This window comes from Gulosibacter massiliensis, assembly GCF_900626105.1.
Taxonomy (GTDB): domain Bacteria; phylum Actinomycetota; class Actinomycetes; order Actinomycetales; family Microbacteriaceae; genus Gulosibacter; species Gulosibacter sediminis.
The window spans coordinates 1-15,855 of the sequence record NZ_UYZX01000002.1; the positions used below are offsets into that span (position 1 = coordinate 1).

The 15,855-nt window shown below is 70.2% G+C and carries 13 protein-coding genes and 1 pseudogene; 13 read left to right on the forward strand and 1 reads right to left on the reverse strand.

The annotated features are described in order from the left end of the window. The first annotated feature begins 298 nt into the window (after positions 1-298). From EJL01_RS09820 to EJL01_RS09855, 8 genes and pseudogenes are all read left to right on the forward strand, one after another. A complete protein-coding gene (locus EJL01_RS09820) occupies positions 299-1,567 on the forward strand; it encodes an aspartate aminotransferase family protein (RefSeq protein ID WP_125107481.1) in 1,269 nt (422 codons plus the stop codon). Between the two features lie 8 nt (positions 1,568-1,575). Beyond that, the gene (locus EJL01_RS09825) at positions 1,576-4,374 is read left to right on the forward strand and encodes an FAD-binding and (Fe-S)-binding domain-containing protein (protein WP_125107482.1); all 2,799 of its coding nucleotides are present in this window, start codon (positions 1,576-1,578) and stop codon (positions 4,372-4,374) included. A gap of 71 nt (positions 4,375-4,445) precedes the next feature. Continuing rightward, on the forward strand, positions 4,446-5,114 hold the full coding sequence (locus EJL01_RS09830) for a GntR family transcriptional regulator (protein ID WP_125107483.1): 669 nt from the start codon (positions 4,446-4,448) through the stop codon (positions 5,112-5,114). A 101-nt stretch (positions 5,115-5,215) separates the two neighbouring features. Beyond that, positions 5,216-5,947 (forward strand): HAD-IA family hydrolase, encoded by a 732-nt coding sequence (locus tag EJL01_RS09835; RefSeq protein WP_125107484.1) that lies wholly within the window; start codon positions 5,216-5,218, stop codon positions 5,945-5,947. Between the two features lie 4 nt (positions 5,948-5,951). Continuing rightward, positions 5,952-7,428, forward strand: a pseudogene (locus EJL01_RS09840) (NAD-dependent succinate-semialdehyde dehydrogenase). Positions 7,429-7,546: 118 nt separating this feature from the next. Next, positions 7,547-7,861, forward strand: a complete 315-nt coding sequence (locus EJL01_RS09845) for a hypothetical protein (RefSeq protein WP_164509788.1) — start codon at positions 7,547-7,549, stop codon at positions 7,859-7,861. 88 nt (positions 7,862-7,949) lie between these two features. Continuing rightward, positions 7,950-8,753, forward strand: a complete 804-nt coding sequence (locus EJL01_RS09850) for an AzlC family ABC transporter permease (RefSeq protein WP_125107486.1) — start codon at positions 7,950-7,952, stop codon at positions 8,751-8,753. After that, positions 8,750-9,070: a branched-chain amino acid transporter permease gene (locus EJL01_RS09855; protein ID WP_125107487.1), complete on the forward strand. Its 321-nt coding sequence runs from the start codon at positions 8,750-8,752 to the stop codon at positions 9,068-9,070. The genes EJL01_RS09850 and EJL01_RS09855 overlap by 4 nt, the downstream gene beginning before the upstream one ends. Before the next feature lie 24 nt (positions 9,071-9,094). Here the strand turns inward: EJL01_RS09855 and EJL01_RS09860 are convergent, their stop codons facing one another. Further along, complete coding sequence (locus EJL01_RS09860; protein ID WP_241209194.1) at positions 9,095-10,375, reverse strand: glutamyl-tRNA reductase; 1,281 nt, start codon at positions 10,373-10,375, stop codon at positions 9,095-9,097. A gap of 111 nt (positions 10,376-10,486) precedes the next feature. Between EJL01_RS09860 and hemE the strand changes: the two genes are divergently transcribed. From hemE to hemC, 5 genes are read left to right on the forward strand one after another with little or no spacing between them, the layout of a single operon-like run. Next, positions 10,487-11,620 carry a uroporphyrinogen decarboxylase gene (hemE, locus tag EJL01_RS09865; protein WP_125107489.1) on the forward strand — a complete coding sequence of 378 codons (1,134 nt, stop codon included), beginning with the start codon at positions 10,487-10,489 and terminating at the stop codon, positions 11,618-11,620. Positions 11,621-11,622: 2 nt separating this feature from the next. Further along, positions 11,623-12,927 (forward strand): protoporphyrinogen/coproporphyrinogen oxidase, encoded by a 1,305-nt coding sequence (locus tag EJL01_RS09870; protein ID WP_125107490.1) that lies wholly within the window; start codon positions 11,623-11,625, stop codon positions 12,925-12,927. A gap of 5 nt (positions 12,928-12,932) precedes the next feature. Then, on the forward strand, positions 12,933-13,649 hold the full coding sequence (gene hemQ / locus EJL01_RS09875) for a hydrogen peroxide-dependent heme synthase (protein WP_125107491.1): 717 nt from the start codon (positions 12,933-12,935) through the stop codon (positions 13,647-13,649). Beyond that, positions 13,646-14,902: a ferrochelatase gene (locus EJL01_RS09880; protein WP_125107492.1), complete on the forward strand. Its 1,257-nt coding sequence runs from the start codon at positions 13,646-13,648 to the stop codon at positions 14,900-14,902. The genes hemQ and EJL01_RS09880 overlap by 4 nt, the downstream gene beginning before the upstream one ends. Continuing rightward, complete coding sequence (gene hemC, locus EJL01_RS09885) at positions 14,899-15,855, forward strand: hydroxymethylbilane synthase (RefSeq protein WP_125107493.1); 957 nt, start codon at positions 14,899-14,901, stop codon at positions 15,853-15,855. Before EJL01_RS09880 ends, hemC begins: the two co-directional genes overlap by 4 nt.

Genomic DNA, 15,855 nt, shown 5'->3' on the forward strand with positions numbered 1-15,855 from the left:
GGCCCTGCCCCTGCCCCTGCCCCTGCCGTCCCTGCCCTGCCACTGTCCCTGCTCATCCCAGGGCCTGCCCTACTCATCCCTTGTCCATTTCTTGCCGCTCGGCTGTCCCTGTCGCCACCTTGCGGCCTGCCCCAGGCGCCAAGCCCCGACTCCCCGCGTTCCTGGCGCGCGCCCGACTGTCCGACCGGCACCACCGCATCCAACCAATTGCCCGCAAAGTCTTACTGTTATACAGTTACTCAGAGTCCGATCGGATCCTCGATATGCGCAAGTACCGGGGCGACACAAAGGAGTAGGAATGGCTCAGATCAGCCCCATCGTGAAGCAGGCCACCCCCGTGGTCGTAGAGAAGGCCGAGGGCAACTGGATCGTCGGCACCGACGGCGTGCGCTACCTCGACTTCACTTCCGGTATCGGCGTGACCTCGACCGGCCACTGCCACCCGCGCGTCGTCGCGGCCGCCCGCGAGCAGGTCGGCAAAGTCATCCACGCGCAGGCCACGACCGTGATGCACAAGCCGCTGCTCGAGCTCACCGAGAAGCTCAGCGATTACCTGCCCGAGAACCTCGACTCCGTCTTCTACGCGAACTCCGGCGCCGAGGCCGTCGAGGGCGCGTTGCGCCTCGCCCGCCAGGCGACGAACCGCCCCAACATCATCGCCTTTCAGGGCGGCTTCCACGGCCGCACCTCGGGCGCCTCGAGCATCACGACCGCGGGCACGAAGTTCCGCAGCAGCACCGTGCCGCTGATGGGCGGCGTCGTGATCGCGCCGTTCCCCTACGCCTACCGTCTCGGCATGAGCGAGGCGGATGCGGTGCGCTTCGCCCTGCGCGAGCTCGACTACATCTTCGCCACCGTCACGAACCCGAATGAGGTTGCGGGCTTCATCATCGAACCAGTGCTCGGCGACGGCGGATACCTGCCGGTGCCGCTCGAGTTCCTGCGCGGCATCGAGCAGCGCGCCCGCGAGCACGGCATCGTGCTCATCGTCGACGAGATTCAGTCGGGCGTCGGCCGCACCGGCGCCTTCTGGGCGCACACGCGCTCGGGCGTCTCGCCCGACATCCTGATCACCGCGAAGGGCATCGCCTCGGGCTTCCCGATCTCGGCCATTGCCGCGAGCAAGGAGCTCATGGCGAAGGGCCTGCCCGGCTCGCAGGGTGGCACCTACGGCGGCAACGCCGTCGCGGCCGCCGCGGCCATCGAGACGCTCGACGTCATCGACGACGAGCAGCTCGTGCACAACTCGGCCGAGCGTGGCGAGCAGCTGCAGGCCGGACTCAAGCGGCTGCAGGAGCAGTTCCCGGTCATCGGCGACGTGCGCGGGCTCGGCCTCATGCAGGCGATCGAGTTCACGACGCCAGATGGCGAAGCCGACGCCGCCACGGCGGCGGCCGTCCAGCAGGGCGCCGTCGCCGAGGAGCTCCTGCTGCTGCCGTGCGGGCCACTCGGTAATGTGATCCGCATCGTCCCGGCGCTCACGGTGAGCGCCGAGGAGGTCGACCTCGCGCTCGAGCGCCTTGAGCGCACCCTCGCGAAGGTCGTCACGCCCGCCTACGCGAACTAGGACCAACCATGCCCGTCATCGAGGAGCGCGCGACCTGCGCCGCCGAACTGCAGCGCCGGCTCGAGGCCGCAGGAATCGAAGTCGACGCATCCGAGCATCGTCGCCAGGCCTATTCCTACGACGCCTCGAACTACCGCGTGCGCCCAACCCTCGTCGCGTTCCCGCGAACCCTCGACGAGCTGCGCGAGATTCTGCAGGCGGCGGCCGAGACCGGGCATGCCGTCACCACGCGCGGCGGGGGCACCTCGATGGCGGGCAACGCCGTGGGCGAGGGCATCGTCGTCGACTTCTCGCGGCGCATGACCGCGGTCGACGAGATCGACTTCGACTCGAACTCCGTCTGGGTCGACGCCGGCGTCATCCTCGGCGAGCTGCGCGCGCAGGTGGAGCGCGCATCCGCCGGCAAACTCACGTTCGCGCCCGACCCCTCATCGCTCACGCGCGCGACGATCGGAGGCGCGATCGGCAACGACGCGTGCGGCAACCACTCGGTCGAATACGGTCGCATGTCGCACCACGTCGTCGAGGTCGAGCTGCTCACCGCCGACGGCGCGCACCTGCTCGCCTCGGAGGGTGGCGTGCGCAGCGCCGACCCGACGCACCGGCACTCGATCGCCCGTGCCGTCGAACTCAACGAAGCGCTGACCGCCCTCGCCAGCTCGAACCTCGCGGCCCTCCGCCTCGAGCTGCAGACCATCCCGCGCCAGGTCTCGGGCTATCACCTCGGCAACCTGCTGCCCGAGAACGGCCTCAACATCGCCCGCGCGCTCGCGGGCAGCGAGGGCACCTGCGCGATCATCCTGCGGGCCCGAGTCGGACTCGTGCCGAAGCCCGGCCCGACGGCGCTGCTCTGCGTCGGCTACGCAAACACCGTCGACTCGGCGCGCGACGTCATGATGATGCTCGAGCACAAGCCGAGCGCGATCGAGGGCCTGAACAGCGCGATCGTCGACATCATGCGCCACCGCCGCGGCGAAGCCAGCGTGAGTTCGCTGCCGGAGGGCGACGCCTACGTCATGATCGAGTTCTCGGCCGACACGATCGAGGCCGCCGCCGAGAAATGCACCGCGCTGCTCGAGCACCTGCGCGAGCGTGGCCTCGAGCACGACCATGTCATCGCCACCGAGCCGGCCGAGCGAGCGAAGCTCTGGCGCGTGCGTGAAGACGGCGCCGGGCTCTCGTCGAAGCGCCTCGACGACGTGCAGACCTGGCCGGGCTGGGAAGACTCGGCTGTCGCACCCGAGAACCTCGCCGACTACCTCGCCGAACTCCTCCCCGTCATCGATGAGCACGGTTACACGGCCTCGATGTACGGCCACTTCGGCGCGGGCTGTGTGCACATGCGCCTCGACTTTGAGCTGCGCACCGAGGCCGGGCTCGCGAACTTCGACTCGTTCATGCGCCGCGCTGCCGAGATCGTCGTGCGCCACGGCGGCTCGCTCTCGGGCGAGCACGGCGACGGCCGGGCCCGCAGCGCGCTGCTCGACGTCATGTATTCGCCCGAGATCATGCGGCTCTTCGCCGAGTTCAAGCGGGCGTGGGACCCAACGAACCTGCTCAACCCGGGCATCATCGTCGACCCGGAGCCCTACACCGACGCCCTCGTGCTCGACGGCCTGCCCGACCCGACGCTGCTGCCGATTCCGCGTATCCGCACCGCCGGTGAGCCGGATGCGCGCGACGGCCACGCGCACGAGCTTGGCACGTTCGTCGGCAACGCCCACGCCTGCATCGGCGTCGGCCGGTGCCGCTCGACCACGGGCGGCTTCATGTGCCCGAGTTACCGGGCCACGAAGGACGAGAAGGACTCGACCCGCAGCCGCGCACGCGTGCTGCAGGAGCTCGCGCGCGGCCAGGGCAGCAGCGCCGGCGGCTGGTCGAAGCCCGAGGTGCGCGAGGCGCTTGACTTCTGCCTGTCGTGCAAGGCGTGCTCGACCGACTGCCCGACCGGCGTCGACATGGCCGAGGCGAAGTCTGAGCTCATGCAGGACCATTACCGCGGCAAGCTGCGGCCGTTCACGCACTATTCGATCGGTTGGTTGCCTCGCTGGCGGCCGCTCATCACGCGCGTGAGCGCGCTCGCGAACGTGGGCGCAAAGCTGAAACCGCTGCGCTGGCTCGGCGAACGGCTTGGCATCAGCGCGCGCCGTCGGTTGCCCGCGTTTGCCCGGCACCGCGACCTCACGCGTCGGGTCGCCGAGGCGCAATTCAGCAAGAATGCCGACGTGCTCGTGTTTGCCGACAGCTTTACGAAGGCGTTCCGGCCCGAGGTGATTCCGACCGCGGCGCGCGTGCTGCGCTCGACCGGCGCTAGGGTCGGCTGCACCGCCGACGCCTGCTGCGGCCTCACCTGGGTGTCGACCGGCCAGCGCGACGGGGCGACACGCAGGCTCGCGAACCTCGTCGACAAGCTCGACGACGGCACCGAGCGCGACATCGTCGTGCTCGAGCCGAGTTGCGCAGCGACGATCCGCGACGAAGCACCGAAACTCGTCGGCGGGGATGCGGCCGAGCGGGTTGCGCGCCGGGTGCTCGGCAAGTGGGGCGTCGCTGACGTTTCGGAGTCGTCGTCGTGCTGCGGCGTCGCCGGCAACTTCGGCTTCGAGGCCGAACACTTCGACGTGTCGATGCAGGTCGCCGAGCACTCGATCATCCCGGCGCTCGAGCGGGGCGGCAAGGACGCGCTCGTGCTCACCGACGGCTTCAGCTGCACCATGCAGGTGTCGCAGATCGACCCCGAGCGCGAGACCGAGCACCTCGCCATCGCGCTGGATCCCGAGGGAGCCCGCCGGGCGCATCTTGCGTGATTGACAGGAATACCGCCATACAGTGGGGCATTTTTCACTAGGGTCGAGTATTGAGCCCCGAGGAGTCAGCCATGCCCATGTCCCAGTCTCTCGAGACGGTGTCGGTCGCCGATGCCGCGACGAATCGCCTGCGCGACAGCCTGTTCGCCGGCGAGTTCAAGGCCGGCGAAGAGATCAAGGACACCCAGGTCGCGGCCGCCTACGGCATCGCCCGGCCGACGGCGCGCGTCGTGGTGCAGCAGCTGATCAACGAGGGGATGCTCGTGCGGCCTCCCGGGTACAGTGCCCGGGTGCGGTCGTTCGACCCGGGCGAGGTTGCGGACATCTATCGGGTGCGCAGGCTCATCGAGCTCGACGCCGTGCGCGAGATCAAGCTGAACCGGCCCTCGCTCGACCGCGTCGCTCGGGCCCTCGAGGGATTCGCGGGGCTGCAGGGCAGCGAAGACGACTGGTCGCGCATCGCCGAGGCCGACGTCGCGTTCCACGCGGCGGTCGTAAACTCGGCGGGCTCGCACCGCCTGCAGTCCTACTTCGCGGCGATCACGAGTGAGATTCGCCTGCTCATCGCGCTGCTCAAGGAGCAGTACACCGGCGGCGACGCGCTCTACGCCGAGCACAAGGAGCTCTACCGCAGCCTCGGCGACGAGACGCCGCTCGAGAACGTCGAGCGCGACTGGCTCGCGCACCTCTCGTCGGCCGAACAGTTCTTGGCGCAGCACCTGTCGCCGAGCGACGACTGAGCATCCGAACACTGAGTTGCGCGGGTTCTTCCGCGCGCTGAAACACTGTTATACAGTAAGGCAGGGGCAGAGGTGCCGCCTACGTTACGACAGGAGTGATCATGGTTGATCTGACATCCTTCTCCGCATTGAGCTTCGACGTGTACGGCACGCTCATCGACTGGGAGGCCGGCATCGCGACGGTGCTCAAGCAGTGGGCCGAGGCACGCGGCTCCAACCTCGACGACGAGGCGCTGCTGCTGGCGTACGCCGACAACGAGGCGGCCGTCGAGCGCGAATACCCGTCGCTCGCCTACGCGGAGGTGCTGCAGGCCGCGTTCCGTCGCACCGCATCCGATCTCGGCCCGCCCGTCACCGACGAAGAAGTGCAGGTGCTCGGCCGCTCGGTGCCCGAATGGCCCGCGTTCGACGACACGCACGAGGCGCTCACGCGACTCAAGCAGCACTACCAGCTCATCATCCTCTCGAACGTGCACCAGCAGGGCGTCGAAGGCTCGATCAAGCGCATGGACGTCGAGTTCGACCAGGTGAACACCGCCGAGAAGATCGGCTCGTACAAGCCGAACCCCCGCAACTTCAAGGTGCTCATCGAGAATCTCGGCGAGCTCGGTCTCGAGCAGCAGCAGCTGCTGCACGTCGCCCAGTCGTTGTTCCACGACCACGTGCCCGGCAAGAACGCCGGCCTCGACTCGATCTGGATCAACCGTCGCCACGACCGGCCGGGCTGGGGCGCGACCCCCGACCCCAAGGTCGGCGTGACGCCCGACGGCGAGTACAAGTCGCTCGCCGATTTCGCCGACGCGGTTGACGCCGCCTTCGCAGCAAAGGCCTAAACGCATGGCAACGCTCAAGCTCGACAACGTGCCCACCCAGCTGTTCATCGGCGGCGAGTGGGTCGACGCCTCCACCGACTCGCTCATCGACGTCACCAACCCGGCCACCGGCGAGGTCATCGCCCGGGTGGCCGACGCGAGCCCCGAGGACGGGCGGCGCGAGCCCCGAGGACGGGCGGCGCGCGGCCGAGGCGGCGAACGCGGCGCAGGAGTCGTTCGCGGCGATGACCGCGCAGCAGCGCTCGCAGATTCTGCTCAAGGCCCACGCCCTGCTGCTCGAGAGCAAGGACGAGCTCGCGGCGATCATGACCGCCGAGATGGGCAAGCCCTTCGCTGAGGCCAAGGGCGAGATCGACTACTCGGCCGGCTACCTGCAGTGGTACGCGCAGGAGGGCCTGCGCGTGCAGGGCTCGCACGGGCAGTCGCCGAGCGGGCGCGGCCAGATTGTGCTCAGCCGCGAGCCCGTCGGGGTCTCGCTGCTGATCACGCCGTGGAACTTCCCCCTCGCCATGGGCGCCCGCAAGATCGCGCCGGCCATCGCCACCGGCTGCGCGGTCATCGTGAAGCCGGCCGAGAAGACGCCGCTCACCATGCTGTTCCTGGCGCGGCTGTTCGAGCGGGCTGGGCTGCCCGCCGGCGCGCTCAACGTCGTGACGACTTCGACCTCGGGCGAGCTCACCGAGCCGATTCTCGCGGACGGCCTCGTACGCCACCTCTCGTTCACGGGCTCGACGAAGGTCGGTAGCCTGCTGCACAACCAGTGCTCGGCGCACATGATTCGCACCTCGCTCGAGCTCGGCGGCAACGCCCCGTTCATCGTGTTCGAGGACGCCGACCTCGACAAGGCCGTCGTCGAGGTGACCGCGGCCAAGATGCGCAACATGGGTGAGGCCTGCACGGCCGCCAACCGCATCCTCGTGCACGAGAGCGTGGCTGAGGAGTTCGGTGAGCGCCTCGCCGAGCGGTTCTCGCAGTTCACCGTCGGTAACGGCCTCGAGGACGGCGTCGACGTCGGCCCGATGATCGACCACGCGAGCAGCGACCGGCTGCAGGGCCTCGTCGACAACGCCGTCGCTGGCGGTGCGCGCGTGCTCATCGGTGGCGAGCTGCCCGAGGGCCCGGGTTCGTTCTACCCGCCGACCGTGCTCGCCGACGTGCCGCGCGATGCCGAGCTCAGCTGCACCGAGTTGTTCGGGCCGGTCGCGCCGATCATCACGTTCACCGACGAGGACGACGCCATCGCGATCGCGAACGACACCGAGTACGGCCTCGCCGGCTACCTCATGACGAACGACCTCGCCCGCGCGATGCGCGTCTCGCGCAAGCTCGAGATCGGCATGGTCGGCATCAACTCGGGCATCATCTCGGATGTCGCCGCGCCCCTCGGCGGCGTCAAGGCCTCGGGACTCGGACGAGAGGGCGGCATCCTCGGCATCGACGAGTTCCTCGAGTACAAGTACACGTTCATCCCGAACGAGTAGCCGCCCTGCCGTGCCCCGCGGATGCGCGGGGCACGGCGCGCGGTCATTCGAAGGTCGTAGGCAGACCAGCCCAGGGGGGCGGTGCGGCAGCCCGGGCTGGCTGCCTAGGTTGCTGAGCGTGGATGCCATGGACTCGCAACGCCCCGACACCGCCGAACGTGAACGCTGGATCGACCGGTGGCCCTGGCTCCACCGCCTGATGTGGATGGTGATCTCGCTCGGCCTCGGCATCTTCTGGGGCCGGATGTACGTCGGTAACCACCGACTCATCTATCACGAGTCCGACATCGCGGCGGGTTGGGCAGACCACGAGCGAATCCAACGACACGGTGAGTGGCTCGAAGACGCGGCTGGCCGGTTTAGTGGCGAAGCCATGCCCTTCCTGCTCGTGCTTCCCAGCGTCATCGTGATGCGCAACTTCAGCGGCTACTAAACCGACAGCCCTGGCGTCGCGCCGCGGCGAGAGTCGGGGTGTGACGGGCGCGGTCCGCGCGGCCGGGCCGGTCGGGCAGAATGGGTGGATGCGCGCATCCGAGGACTTTCGAGCTGGGCTGCGTGACGCACTCCCGGTCGCCCTCGGGTACGTGCCCCTCGGCATCTCGTACGGCATGTTCGCCCACTCGGTCGGCCTGCCGTGGTGGCTCGCGACGATCACGGCGCTCGTCATCTACGCGGGCTCGATGGAGTTCGTCGCGGCCGGGATGCTCGTGGGCGGCGCGCCGCTCGCCACGGCCGCCACGACGGCGCTGTTCGTCAACTCGCGCCACCTCGTCTACGGCCTGAGCGTGCCGCTCGAGCGGGTGCGTAACCCGCTGCTGCGCGCCTACGCGATCCACGCGCTCACCGACGAGATGTACGCGGTCTGCATCTCGTTGCCGCGCGAAGCGCTCACGGGCCCGCGGCTGGTGGCGATTGCCGCATCCGCCCAGTTTTACTGGGTGCTCGGCACGACTGTCGGAGCCGTGTTCGCGACGCTCGTGCCGTTCGACCTCTCGTTCATGGGCTTCGCCATCGTCGCGCTGTTCGTGATTCTCGCGATCAACGCGGCGAAGGCGTCGGGGGAGTGGGCGCTGCTCGGCGTCGGCCTCGCGCTCGCGGTCGTCGCGGCGTTCGTGGCGCCCGAGGCGATGATGTTCGTCGGCCTCATCGCCTACTGCGTCGTGGCGGTCGGCGGCGTGATCGTGCGCCGCCGGCGGGGCATCCACGCGACGACGCAGCCGAACCGCACGATGCCCGGCACGACGATCCCGGCGCACACCCGCGAGATCCCGATCGTCGGCGACGACGCCCCAGGCAATGCCCAGGGCGAGGAGGACGACCGATGAACCCGTGGCACACCGCGGCCCTGCTCGCCGTCATCTGGGCCGTCACCTTCGCCCTGCGCGCCGCGCCGTTCGCGGCGTCTCGCTGGCTGCGCGAGAACGACTTCGTGCGCGACCTCGGCCTGCTGCTGCCCGTTGGCGTCATGGCCGTGCTCGTCGTCGGCATGCTGCAAGACACCCCGTGGGAAGGCTGGGGCTGGGTGCCGTCGATCGCTGGCGTCGCGGTCACCGCGGCGCTGCACCTCTGGCGCGACAGCGTGCTGCTCAGCCTCGTCGGCGGCATCGCCGCCTACGGCGTGCTGCTGCTCGTCGTGCCCTAGCGGCCCGCCAGCAACGGCCCCGCGCTACTGCTCGTCGAGCCCGACGGGGCAGCCGCCGCGCTCGTCGCCGGTCGCCGGCACGCGGTCGGGCAGCTGCGCGATCACCGAGATCGCGCCGGTCGCAGGCGCCGCGGGCGCATCGATGTCAAACAGCACGCGCATCGCGTCGACGGCCTCGTCGCTGCGGCGTTCGCGGGCGAGCTCCTTGATGCGCACGGTCGGCTCGTGGAGCAGCGAGTTGCCGAGCTTGCGCATCGCGATGGCGGTCGTCTCGTCGACGCCGAGGCGCGAGATCTCATGCTCGACGCGGCCCTGAATGGTCTCGCGGAACGAGGCGATGAGGGCGGATGCGCGCTGCACCCGGCGCTCGTCCTCAAAGTCGCGCGCGGCGCGGGCCACGATGCAGCGGGCGAGGTCGGTCGTGTCGAGGTCGTCGAGGGGCGCGTGCAGGCGGATCGTCTCGAGGTCGAGCACATCGACTCCCTGCAGCTTGCCGACGAGCGGGTCGACGTTGCGCGGCATACCCATGTCGATGATGAGTTGGCGCTGCGAGTGCCCGGCGGCGAGGCGCGTGTTGCGCACGAAGCCGTGCTCGAGCACGTACTTGTCGGAGGTCGAGCAGGTGATGATCACATCGGCGCTCGACACCTCTTCGGCAAACTCGCCGCTCGTCACCTCGGTGACGTCGTAGCGCTCGCCGAGCGTGTGCTGGCGGCCCGAGGGTGAGTAGACGCCGACGGTGCCGGCGCCGCGGGCCTCGAGGGCCTTGAGCGAAGCGCCTGCGTAGGCGCCGGTGCCGATGAGCAGGATGCGCGCGGTGGCCCAATCACGCACCTGTGAGCCGGCGAGGTCGAGCGCGAGGCTCACGAGCGAACGGCCCGTGCCGGCGAGGTCGGTGTTCGCCTTGACGCCCTTCGACGTCTCGGCGGCGATGCGGAACACGCCCTCGAGGGCGCCCGTCGTCAGCTGCTGCTGGCGTGCACGCTGCAGTGAGCGGCGCACCTGGCCCGAGATTTCTCCCTCGCCGACGGCGACGGATTCGAGGCCTGACGACACCGAGAAGAGGTACTCGGGCACGTGCGTGTCGCCGAGCACGCGCATGTGGGCGCGCAGCTGGTCTTCGTTGACGCCCGAGAGCGTCGCGAGGCGCGCGAACATCGCGTCGATCGCGCCCGCGGAGGCGACGTCGAGGTAGAGCTCGACCCGGTTGCAGGTCGAGAGCACGACGGCGCCGTTGAGACCGGGCACCTCACGGGTGCTGTCCTCGACGGCCTGCACGGGAACTTGCGAGAGCCGTTCAAGCAACGCAAAGCCCGCACTGCGGTGACTCGCAGAAAGGCAAACAAGCATGATGCTCTCATCATAGCTTCGGGCACGAAAGTTCGGGAGCGGCGCCGAGATGCCAGACTTGGAGCCATGGTTACGCAGTTGCCCGCATCCCATCCCCTTGTCGACGGCCGCACCGGGGGTTCCCCGCTGGTCCGCGCCTCTCGGGGGCTGCGCTCGCAGACGCTCCCTGTCTGGTTCATGCGCCAGGCCGGCCGTTCGCTGCCCGAATACCTCGAGCTGCGCAAGGGCGTCGACATGCTCGACAGCTGCGTTCGCCCCGAGCTCGCGAGCGAGATCACGCTGCAGCCGGTGCGCCGCCACGGCGTCGATGCCGCCGTCTTCTTCAGCGACATCGTCGTGCCGCTCAAGCTCGTCGGCATCGATGTCGACATCGTGCCGGGCCGGGGGCCCGTGTTTGCCGAGCCGGTGCGCGACGCGGATGCGGTGGCCCGCTTCGTCGCGAAGGTGCGCGACGCGCTTGCCGATGACGACGCGAAGGCGCAGCTGTTTGCGCCGATCCGCGACGCCGTCGAATTGACCATCGCCGAGCTGGGCTCGACCCCGCTCATCGGCTTCGCGGGCGCGCCGTTTACGCTCGCGGCCTACCTCGTCGAGGGCGCCCCCTCGAAGGATCACCTGCGCGCCCGCGCCCTCATGCGCGGCGAGCCCGCGCTGTGGAGCGAGCTCGCCGGCGCGATCGCCGAACTCTCGTCGGCGTTCCTCGAGACGCAGATTCTCGCGGGCGCCTCGGTCGTGCAGCTGTTCGACTCGTGGGCCGGCTCGCTCTCGCGCGAGCTGTACGGCCAGGCCGTCGCTCCCTCGAGCGCCGTGCCGCTCGCCCGCGCCGCGCAGTTCGTGACGCCCGAGGGCGAACGCGTGCGCAGCATCCACTTCGGCGTCGGCACCTCGCACCTGCTCACCGACATGCACGCGGCTGGCGGCGATGTGCAGGGCATCGATGACCGCACGCGCCTCGACGAGGCGATCGAGCGCCTCGGCGGTGACGTGCCGGTGCAGGGCAACATCGACCCGGCGACCCTGTTCGCGGGCGCCGAGGTGCTGCACGCGCACGCCCGCGACGTCGTCGCGCAGGGCGCCGCGGCGCCCGGCCACATCGTGAACCTCGGCCACGGCGTGCCGCCCGAGACCGACGCGACCGTGCTCACCGAGCTCGTCGAGTTCATCCACACCCTGCCGGGCGACGGCCGACTCGAGGCCTAGCCGTGCGCGTCGCCATCGTCGGCGCCGGCGTCGCGGGGCTCGTCGCCGCGCGCCGGCTCGCGCAGTTCGGCCATGAGGTGCTGGTGCTCGAGGCCGCGGATGCGCCGGGCGGCATGATTCAGCCTGCCAACCTCGGCAACCTGCAGATTGACATCGGTGCCGAGGCCTTCGCGGTGCGCGGCGGCGCGGTCGCCGAGCTCGTCGACGAGCTCGGCCTCACCGGCGAGCTCGTTGAGCCCCGTGCGCTTGGCTCGTGGGGATACCAGGACGGCGAGGCCTACGCGCAGCCGAAAGGCGGCCTCCTCGGCCTCCCGCCCGGCCCGGAGGCTGCGGGCCTCGAGGCCGCGGTCGGGCCGGAGGGCGTCGCGGCCGTCGCCCACGAAGCACTGCTTGACCCGCGTATCGGCGCCGACGCGGCCAACCTCGCCGACCTCGTGCGCGCCCGCTATGGTGAGCGCATCCTGCACCGCCTCGTCGCGCCCGTGACCCGCGGCGTCTACTCGCTCGACCCCGAACTCGTGCGTGTCGACGCACTGCTGCCGGGCGTGCTCGAGCAGCTGCGCGAGCACGGCTCGCTCGGCGCCGTCGTGCGCGACCGTCGCGCGGCGGCCTCGCCCGGTGCCCTCGTGCGCTCGGTGCGCGGCGGCATGCACCGCCTCGTGGCGGCCCTCGTCGCCGACTGCGAGCGCCTCGGCGTCGCGTTCGAATACGGCACCCGGCTGCGGCAGCTCGACGAACTGCCCGAGCACGACGCGGCCGTCATCACGGTGCCACCGAGCGACGGCTTTCCCTACCTTGGCGACGTGCGCGCGGGCCGGTCTGTGCAGAGCGAGGTCGTCGCGCTGCTGCTCGACGCTCCGGTGCTCGACGCGCATCCGCGTGGCACGGGCCTACTCGTCGCCCCGAGCGCGAGCGGCACCGACCCCGTGCGCGCGAAAGCGCTCACCCACGTCACCGCGAAGTGGCCGTGGCTCGACGAGGCCACCGGCCCCGGCCGGCACGTCGTGCGGCTGTCGTACGCCAACCCCGACGATGCGAGCCTGCAGCGGGCGCTCGCTGACGCATCCGCCCTGCTCGGCAGCCCGCTCGCGGCCGAGCAGCTCGTCGACCATGCGCGGCAGCTGTGGCATATGCCCCCGCCGCCGGCCCGCATTGGCGCCGCGAATGCCCGCGCCAAGCTGCAGGATGCGGTGGCCGATCTGCCCCCGAATATCCGCTGCATCGGCACCTGGATCGCGGGCACCGGCCTCGCGAGTGTCGTCCCCGACGCGAACCGTGTCGTGCAGCAACTACAGAACGTAGACTAGGGAGCATGCCAACTCCACAGGATGGGGCCCACGGCCCGCTGACGCAGTACGCGAACTATTCGGTCTTTCGTCGTCCCGCTGGTACCTCGGCTCCGGGTGATCTCGCCGGCGCGGTGAGCCAGCTCGAAGCGGCAGTACAGCGCTCGGCCGACGCCGAGGTGACGCTCCGCGGCTTCTACGACATCTCGGGTTTCCGCTATGACGGCGACGTGCTCGTCTGGCTGCATGGCGAAGACCCCGAAGCACTCCAGGCCGCCGTGCGCCGCATCCGCGCGACGCCGCTGTTTGCCGACCTCGAACTCACCTGGCAGGTGACCGGTGTGCACCGCGCCGCCGAGTTCAACGAGCGCCACGCGCCCGCCTACATGCTCGGCAAGGAGCCGGCGAAGTGGATCACAATCTATCCGTTCGTGCGCTCGCACGAGTGGTACCTCCTGCCCGACGAGGAGCGCAGCGTGATGCTGCGCGACCACGGCATCCGCGGCGCGGCGTTCAAGAACGTGCTCGCGAACACCATCGCCTCGTTTGCGATCAGCGACTACGAGTGGATGCTCTCGTTCGAGGCTGACGAGCTGACCGACCTCGTCGACATGATGCGCGACCTGCGCTACACCGAGGCGCGCCGCCACGTGCGCGAAGAAGTGCCGTTCTACGCCGGCCGCCGCGTGCCCGCGAGCGAACTGCCGCTCGTGCTTCGCTTCGAGAGCGAGGCTGGCGCATGACCGCAGAGAACATCGGCCGCACGCTCGGCAAGGCTGCCCCGGCGAAGGATGCGCCGCTCGCGCCCGGCGCGGTCGTGTCGGCCGCGACCCCCGCGGCCTGCGGCGGCGCCCCCTGGGTCGAGACGCCGACCGAGTACGACGGCATCCTGCTCGCCTCCTTCGGCGGGCCGGAGTCGCAGGACGACGTCATTCCGTTCCTCCGCAACGTCACCTCGGGCCGGGGGATCCCGGACGAGCGCCTCGAAGAGGTCGCCGTGCACTACCGCCACTACGGTGGTGTGAGCCCGATCAACGAACAGAACCGCCAGCTCAAGGTGGCGCTCGAGGCCGAGATCGCGCGCCGCGGGTTGAACCTGCCGGTGTTCTGGGGCAACCGCAACTGGGAGCCCTACGTCACCGACGCGTTGGCCGCGGCCCGCGAGACCGGCGCATCCAAGCTCATCGCGCTCGCGACGAGCGCGTACTCGTCGTACTCCTCGTGCCGCCAGTACCGCGAAGACTTCGCGGATGCGCTCGAGGCGACCGGCCTGCAGGGTGAGCTCGAGATCGACAAGGTCGGCCAGTTCTTCGACCACCCCGGCTTCGTGCAGCCGTTCGACGACGGCGTGCTCGAGGCGATCGATTCGCTGCGTGCCGAGCACCACGAGCTCGCGCTCGCCGATGTCGAGGTGCTCTTCACGACGCACTCGGTGCCGACGAGCGACGCGAACAAGTCGGGCCCCGACACCCGCAGCTTCGGTGAGGGCGGCGCCTACGCGGCGCAGCATCTCGCGGTTGCCGAGGTCGTCGTCGCCGATGTGGTGCAGGCGCTCGCCGAGCGCGGCGAGGGCGGCGTCGAGCTCAACTGGCAACTCGTCTACCAGTCGCGCTCGGGCCCAGCGAGCCAGCCGTGGCTCGAGCCCGACATCAACGACGTCATCGAGGGCCTGCCCGAGCGGGGTCGCAAGGCCGTCATCGTCGTGCCGCTCGGCTTCGTCAGCGACCACATGGAAGTGCTCTGGGACCTCGACAACGAGGCGAAGGAGTCGGCCGAGGAGGCCGAGCTCGCCTTCCGTCGCACCCCGACCCCCGGCGTTCACCCCGCCTACGTTTCGGGACTGATCGACCTCGTCGAGGAGCGCATCAAGGGCACGCCGAAGGCCGAGCGACCCCGTCGCACCGACCTCGGCCCCTGGTACGACGTGTGCCGTGCGGGCTGCTGCGAGAACGAGCGCCTCGGCTTCCGCCCGGCCGTCGCTGGCCTGCAGCCGTGACCCCGCTGCGCATCGGCACGCGGGGTTCGAAGCTCGCGGTGGCGCAGACGACGCAGACCGCCGAGCGCCTCGCCGAGCTCTCGGGCCGGGAGGTCGAGATCGTCACGGTGACCACCCACGGTGACGTCAACCGCGCCTCGCTCCGGGTGCTTGGCGGCCGCGGCGTGTTCGCGACCGAGCTGCGTGAGGCCCTGCGCGACGGCGACGTCGACATCGCCGTGCACTCGCTCAAAGACCTCCCGACCGCGCCGGCGCCCGGCCTCGTGCTCGCCGCGCATCCGAGCCGTGAGGACGCCCGAGACGCGCTCGTCGCCCGCGACGGCCTGACGCTCGCGCAGCTGCCCGAGGGCGCGAAGGTCGGCACCGGCTCGCCGCGGCGCGTGGCGCAGCTGCGCCGGGTGCGCCCCGACCTCGACATCCGCGACATTCGCGGCAACATCGACACCCGCATCGGCTTCGTCACCTCGGGCGAGCTCGACGCCGTCGTGCTCGCCGCGGCCGGCCTCTCACGTTACGAGCGCACGGGGCAGATCACCGAGCGCTTCGACCTCGTCGACTTCCCGAACGCTCCCGGCCAGGGCGCGCTCGCGGTCGAGGTGCGCGAGGGATTCGACCTCGACGGGCTCGTCGAACTCGATGACCCCGCCACGCGACTTGCGGTCGAGGCCGAGCGGGCCGTGCTCGCGGGCCTCGACGCCGGCTGCCAGGCGCCCGTTGGCGTACACGGCGAGTTCGTCGGCGGCGAGCTACAGTTGCACGCCGCCGTCTACGACGACCGCGACCCGAACCAGGTGTCGGCCATCACCGCATCCGGCGGCGTGCCCGTGCCCCGCACGAAGCTGCCGCTCGACCCCGTCGCGAGCCGCAGCGTCGCGAGCGGCGCCGGGCTCGAGCTCGCGCAGCGCCTCGTGCAGCGACTGTTCGAGCGCGGGGTCGGTGACCTGACGCTGTGA

Coding starts and splice junctions, on each gene's coding strand:
- EJL01_RS09820 (WP_125107481.1), top strand. CDS start 299: ATGGCTCAGATCAGCCCCATCGTGAAGCAGGCCACCCCCGTGGTCGTA.
- EJL01_RS09825 (WP_125107482.1), top strand. CDS start 1,576: ATGCCCGTCATCGAGGAGCGCGCGACCTGCGCCGCCGAACTGCAGCGC.
- EJL01_RS09830 (WP_125107483.1), top strand. CDS start 4,446: ATGCCCATGTCCCAGTCTCTCGAGACGGTGTCGGTCGCCGATGCCGCG.
- EJL01_RS09835 (WP_125107484.1), top strand. CDS start 5,216: ATGGTTGATCTGACATCCTTCTCCGCATTGAGCTTCGACGTGTACGGC.
- EJL01_RS09850 (WP_125107486.1), top strand. CDS start 7,950: ATGCGCGCATCCGAGGACTTTCGAGCTGGGCTGCGTGACGCACTCCCG.
- EJL01_RS09855 (WP_125107487.1), top strand. CDS start 8,750: ATGAACCCGTGGCACACCGCGGCCCTGCTCGCCGTCATCTGGGCCGTC.
- hemE (WP_125107489.1), top strand. CDS start 10,487: ATGGTTACGCAGTTGCCCGCATCCCATCCCCTTGTCGACGGCCGCACC.
- hemQ (WP_125107491.1), top strand. CDS start 12,933: ATGCCAACTCCACAGGATGGGGCCCACGGCCCGCTGACGCAGTACGCG.
- EJL01_RS09880 (WP_125107492.1), top strand. CDS start 13,646: ATGACCGCAGAGAACATCGGCCGCACGCTCGGCAAGGCTGCCCCGGCG.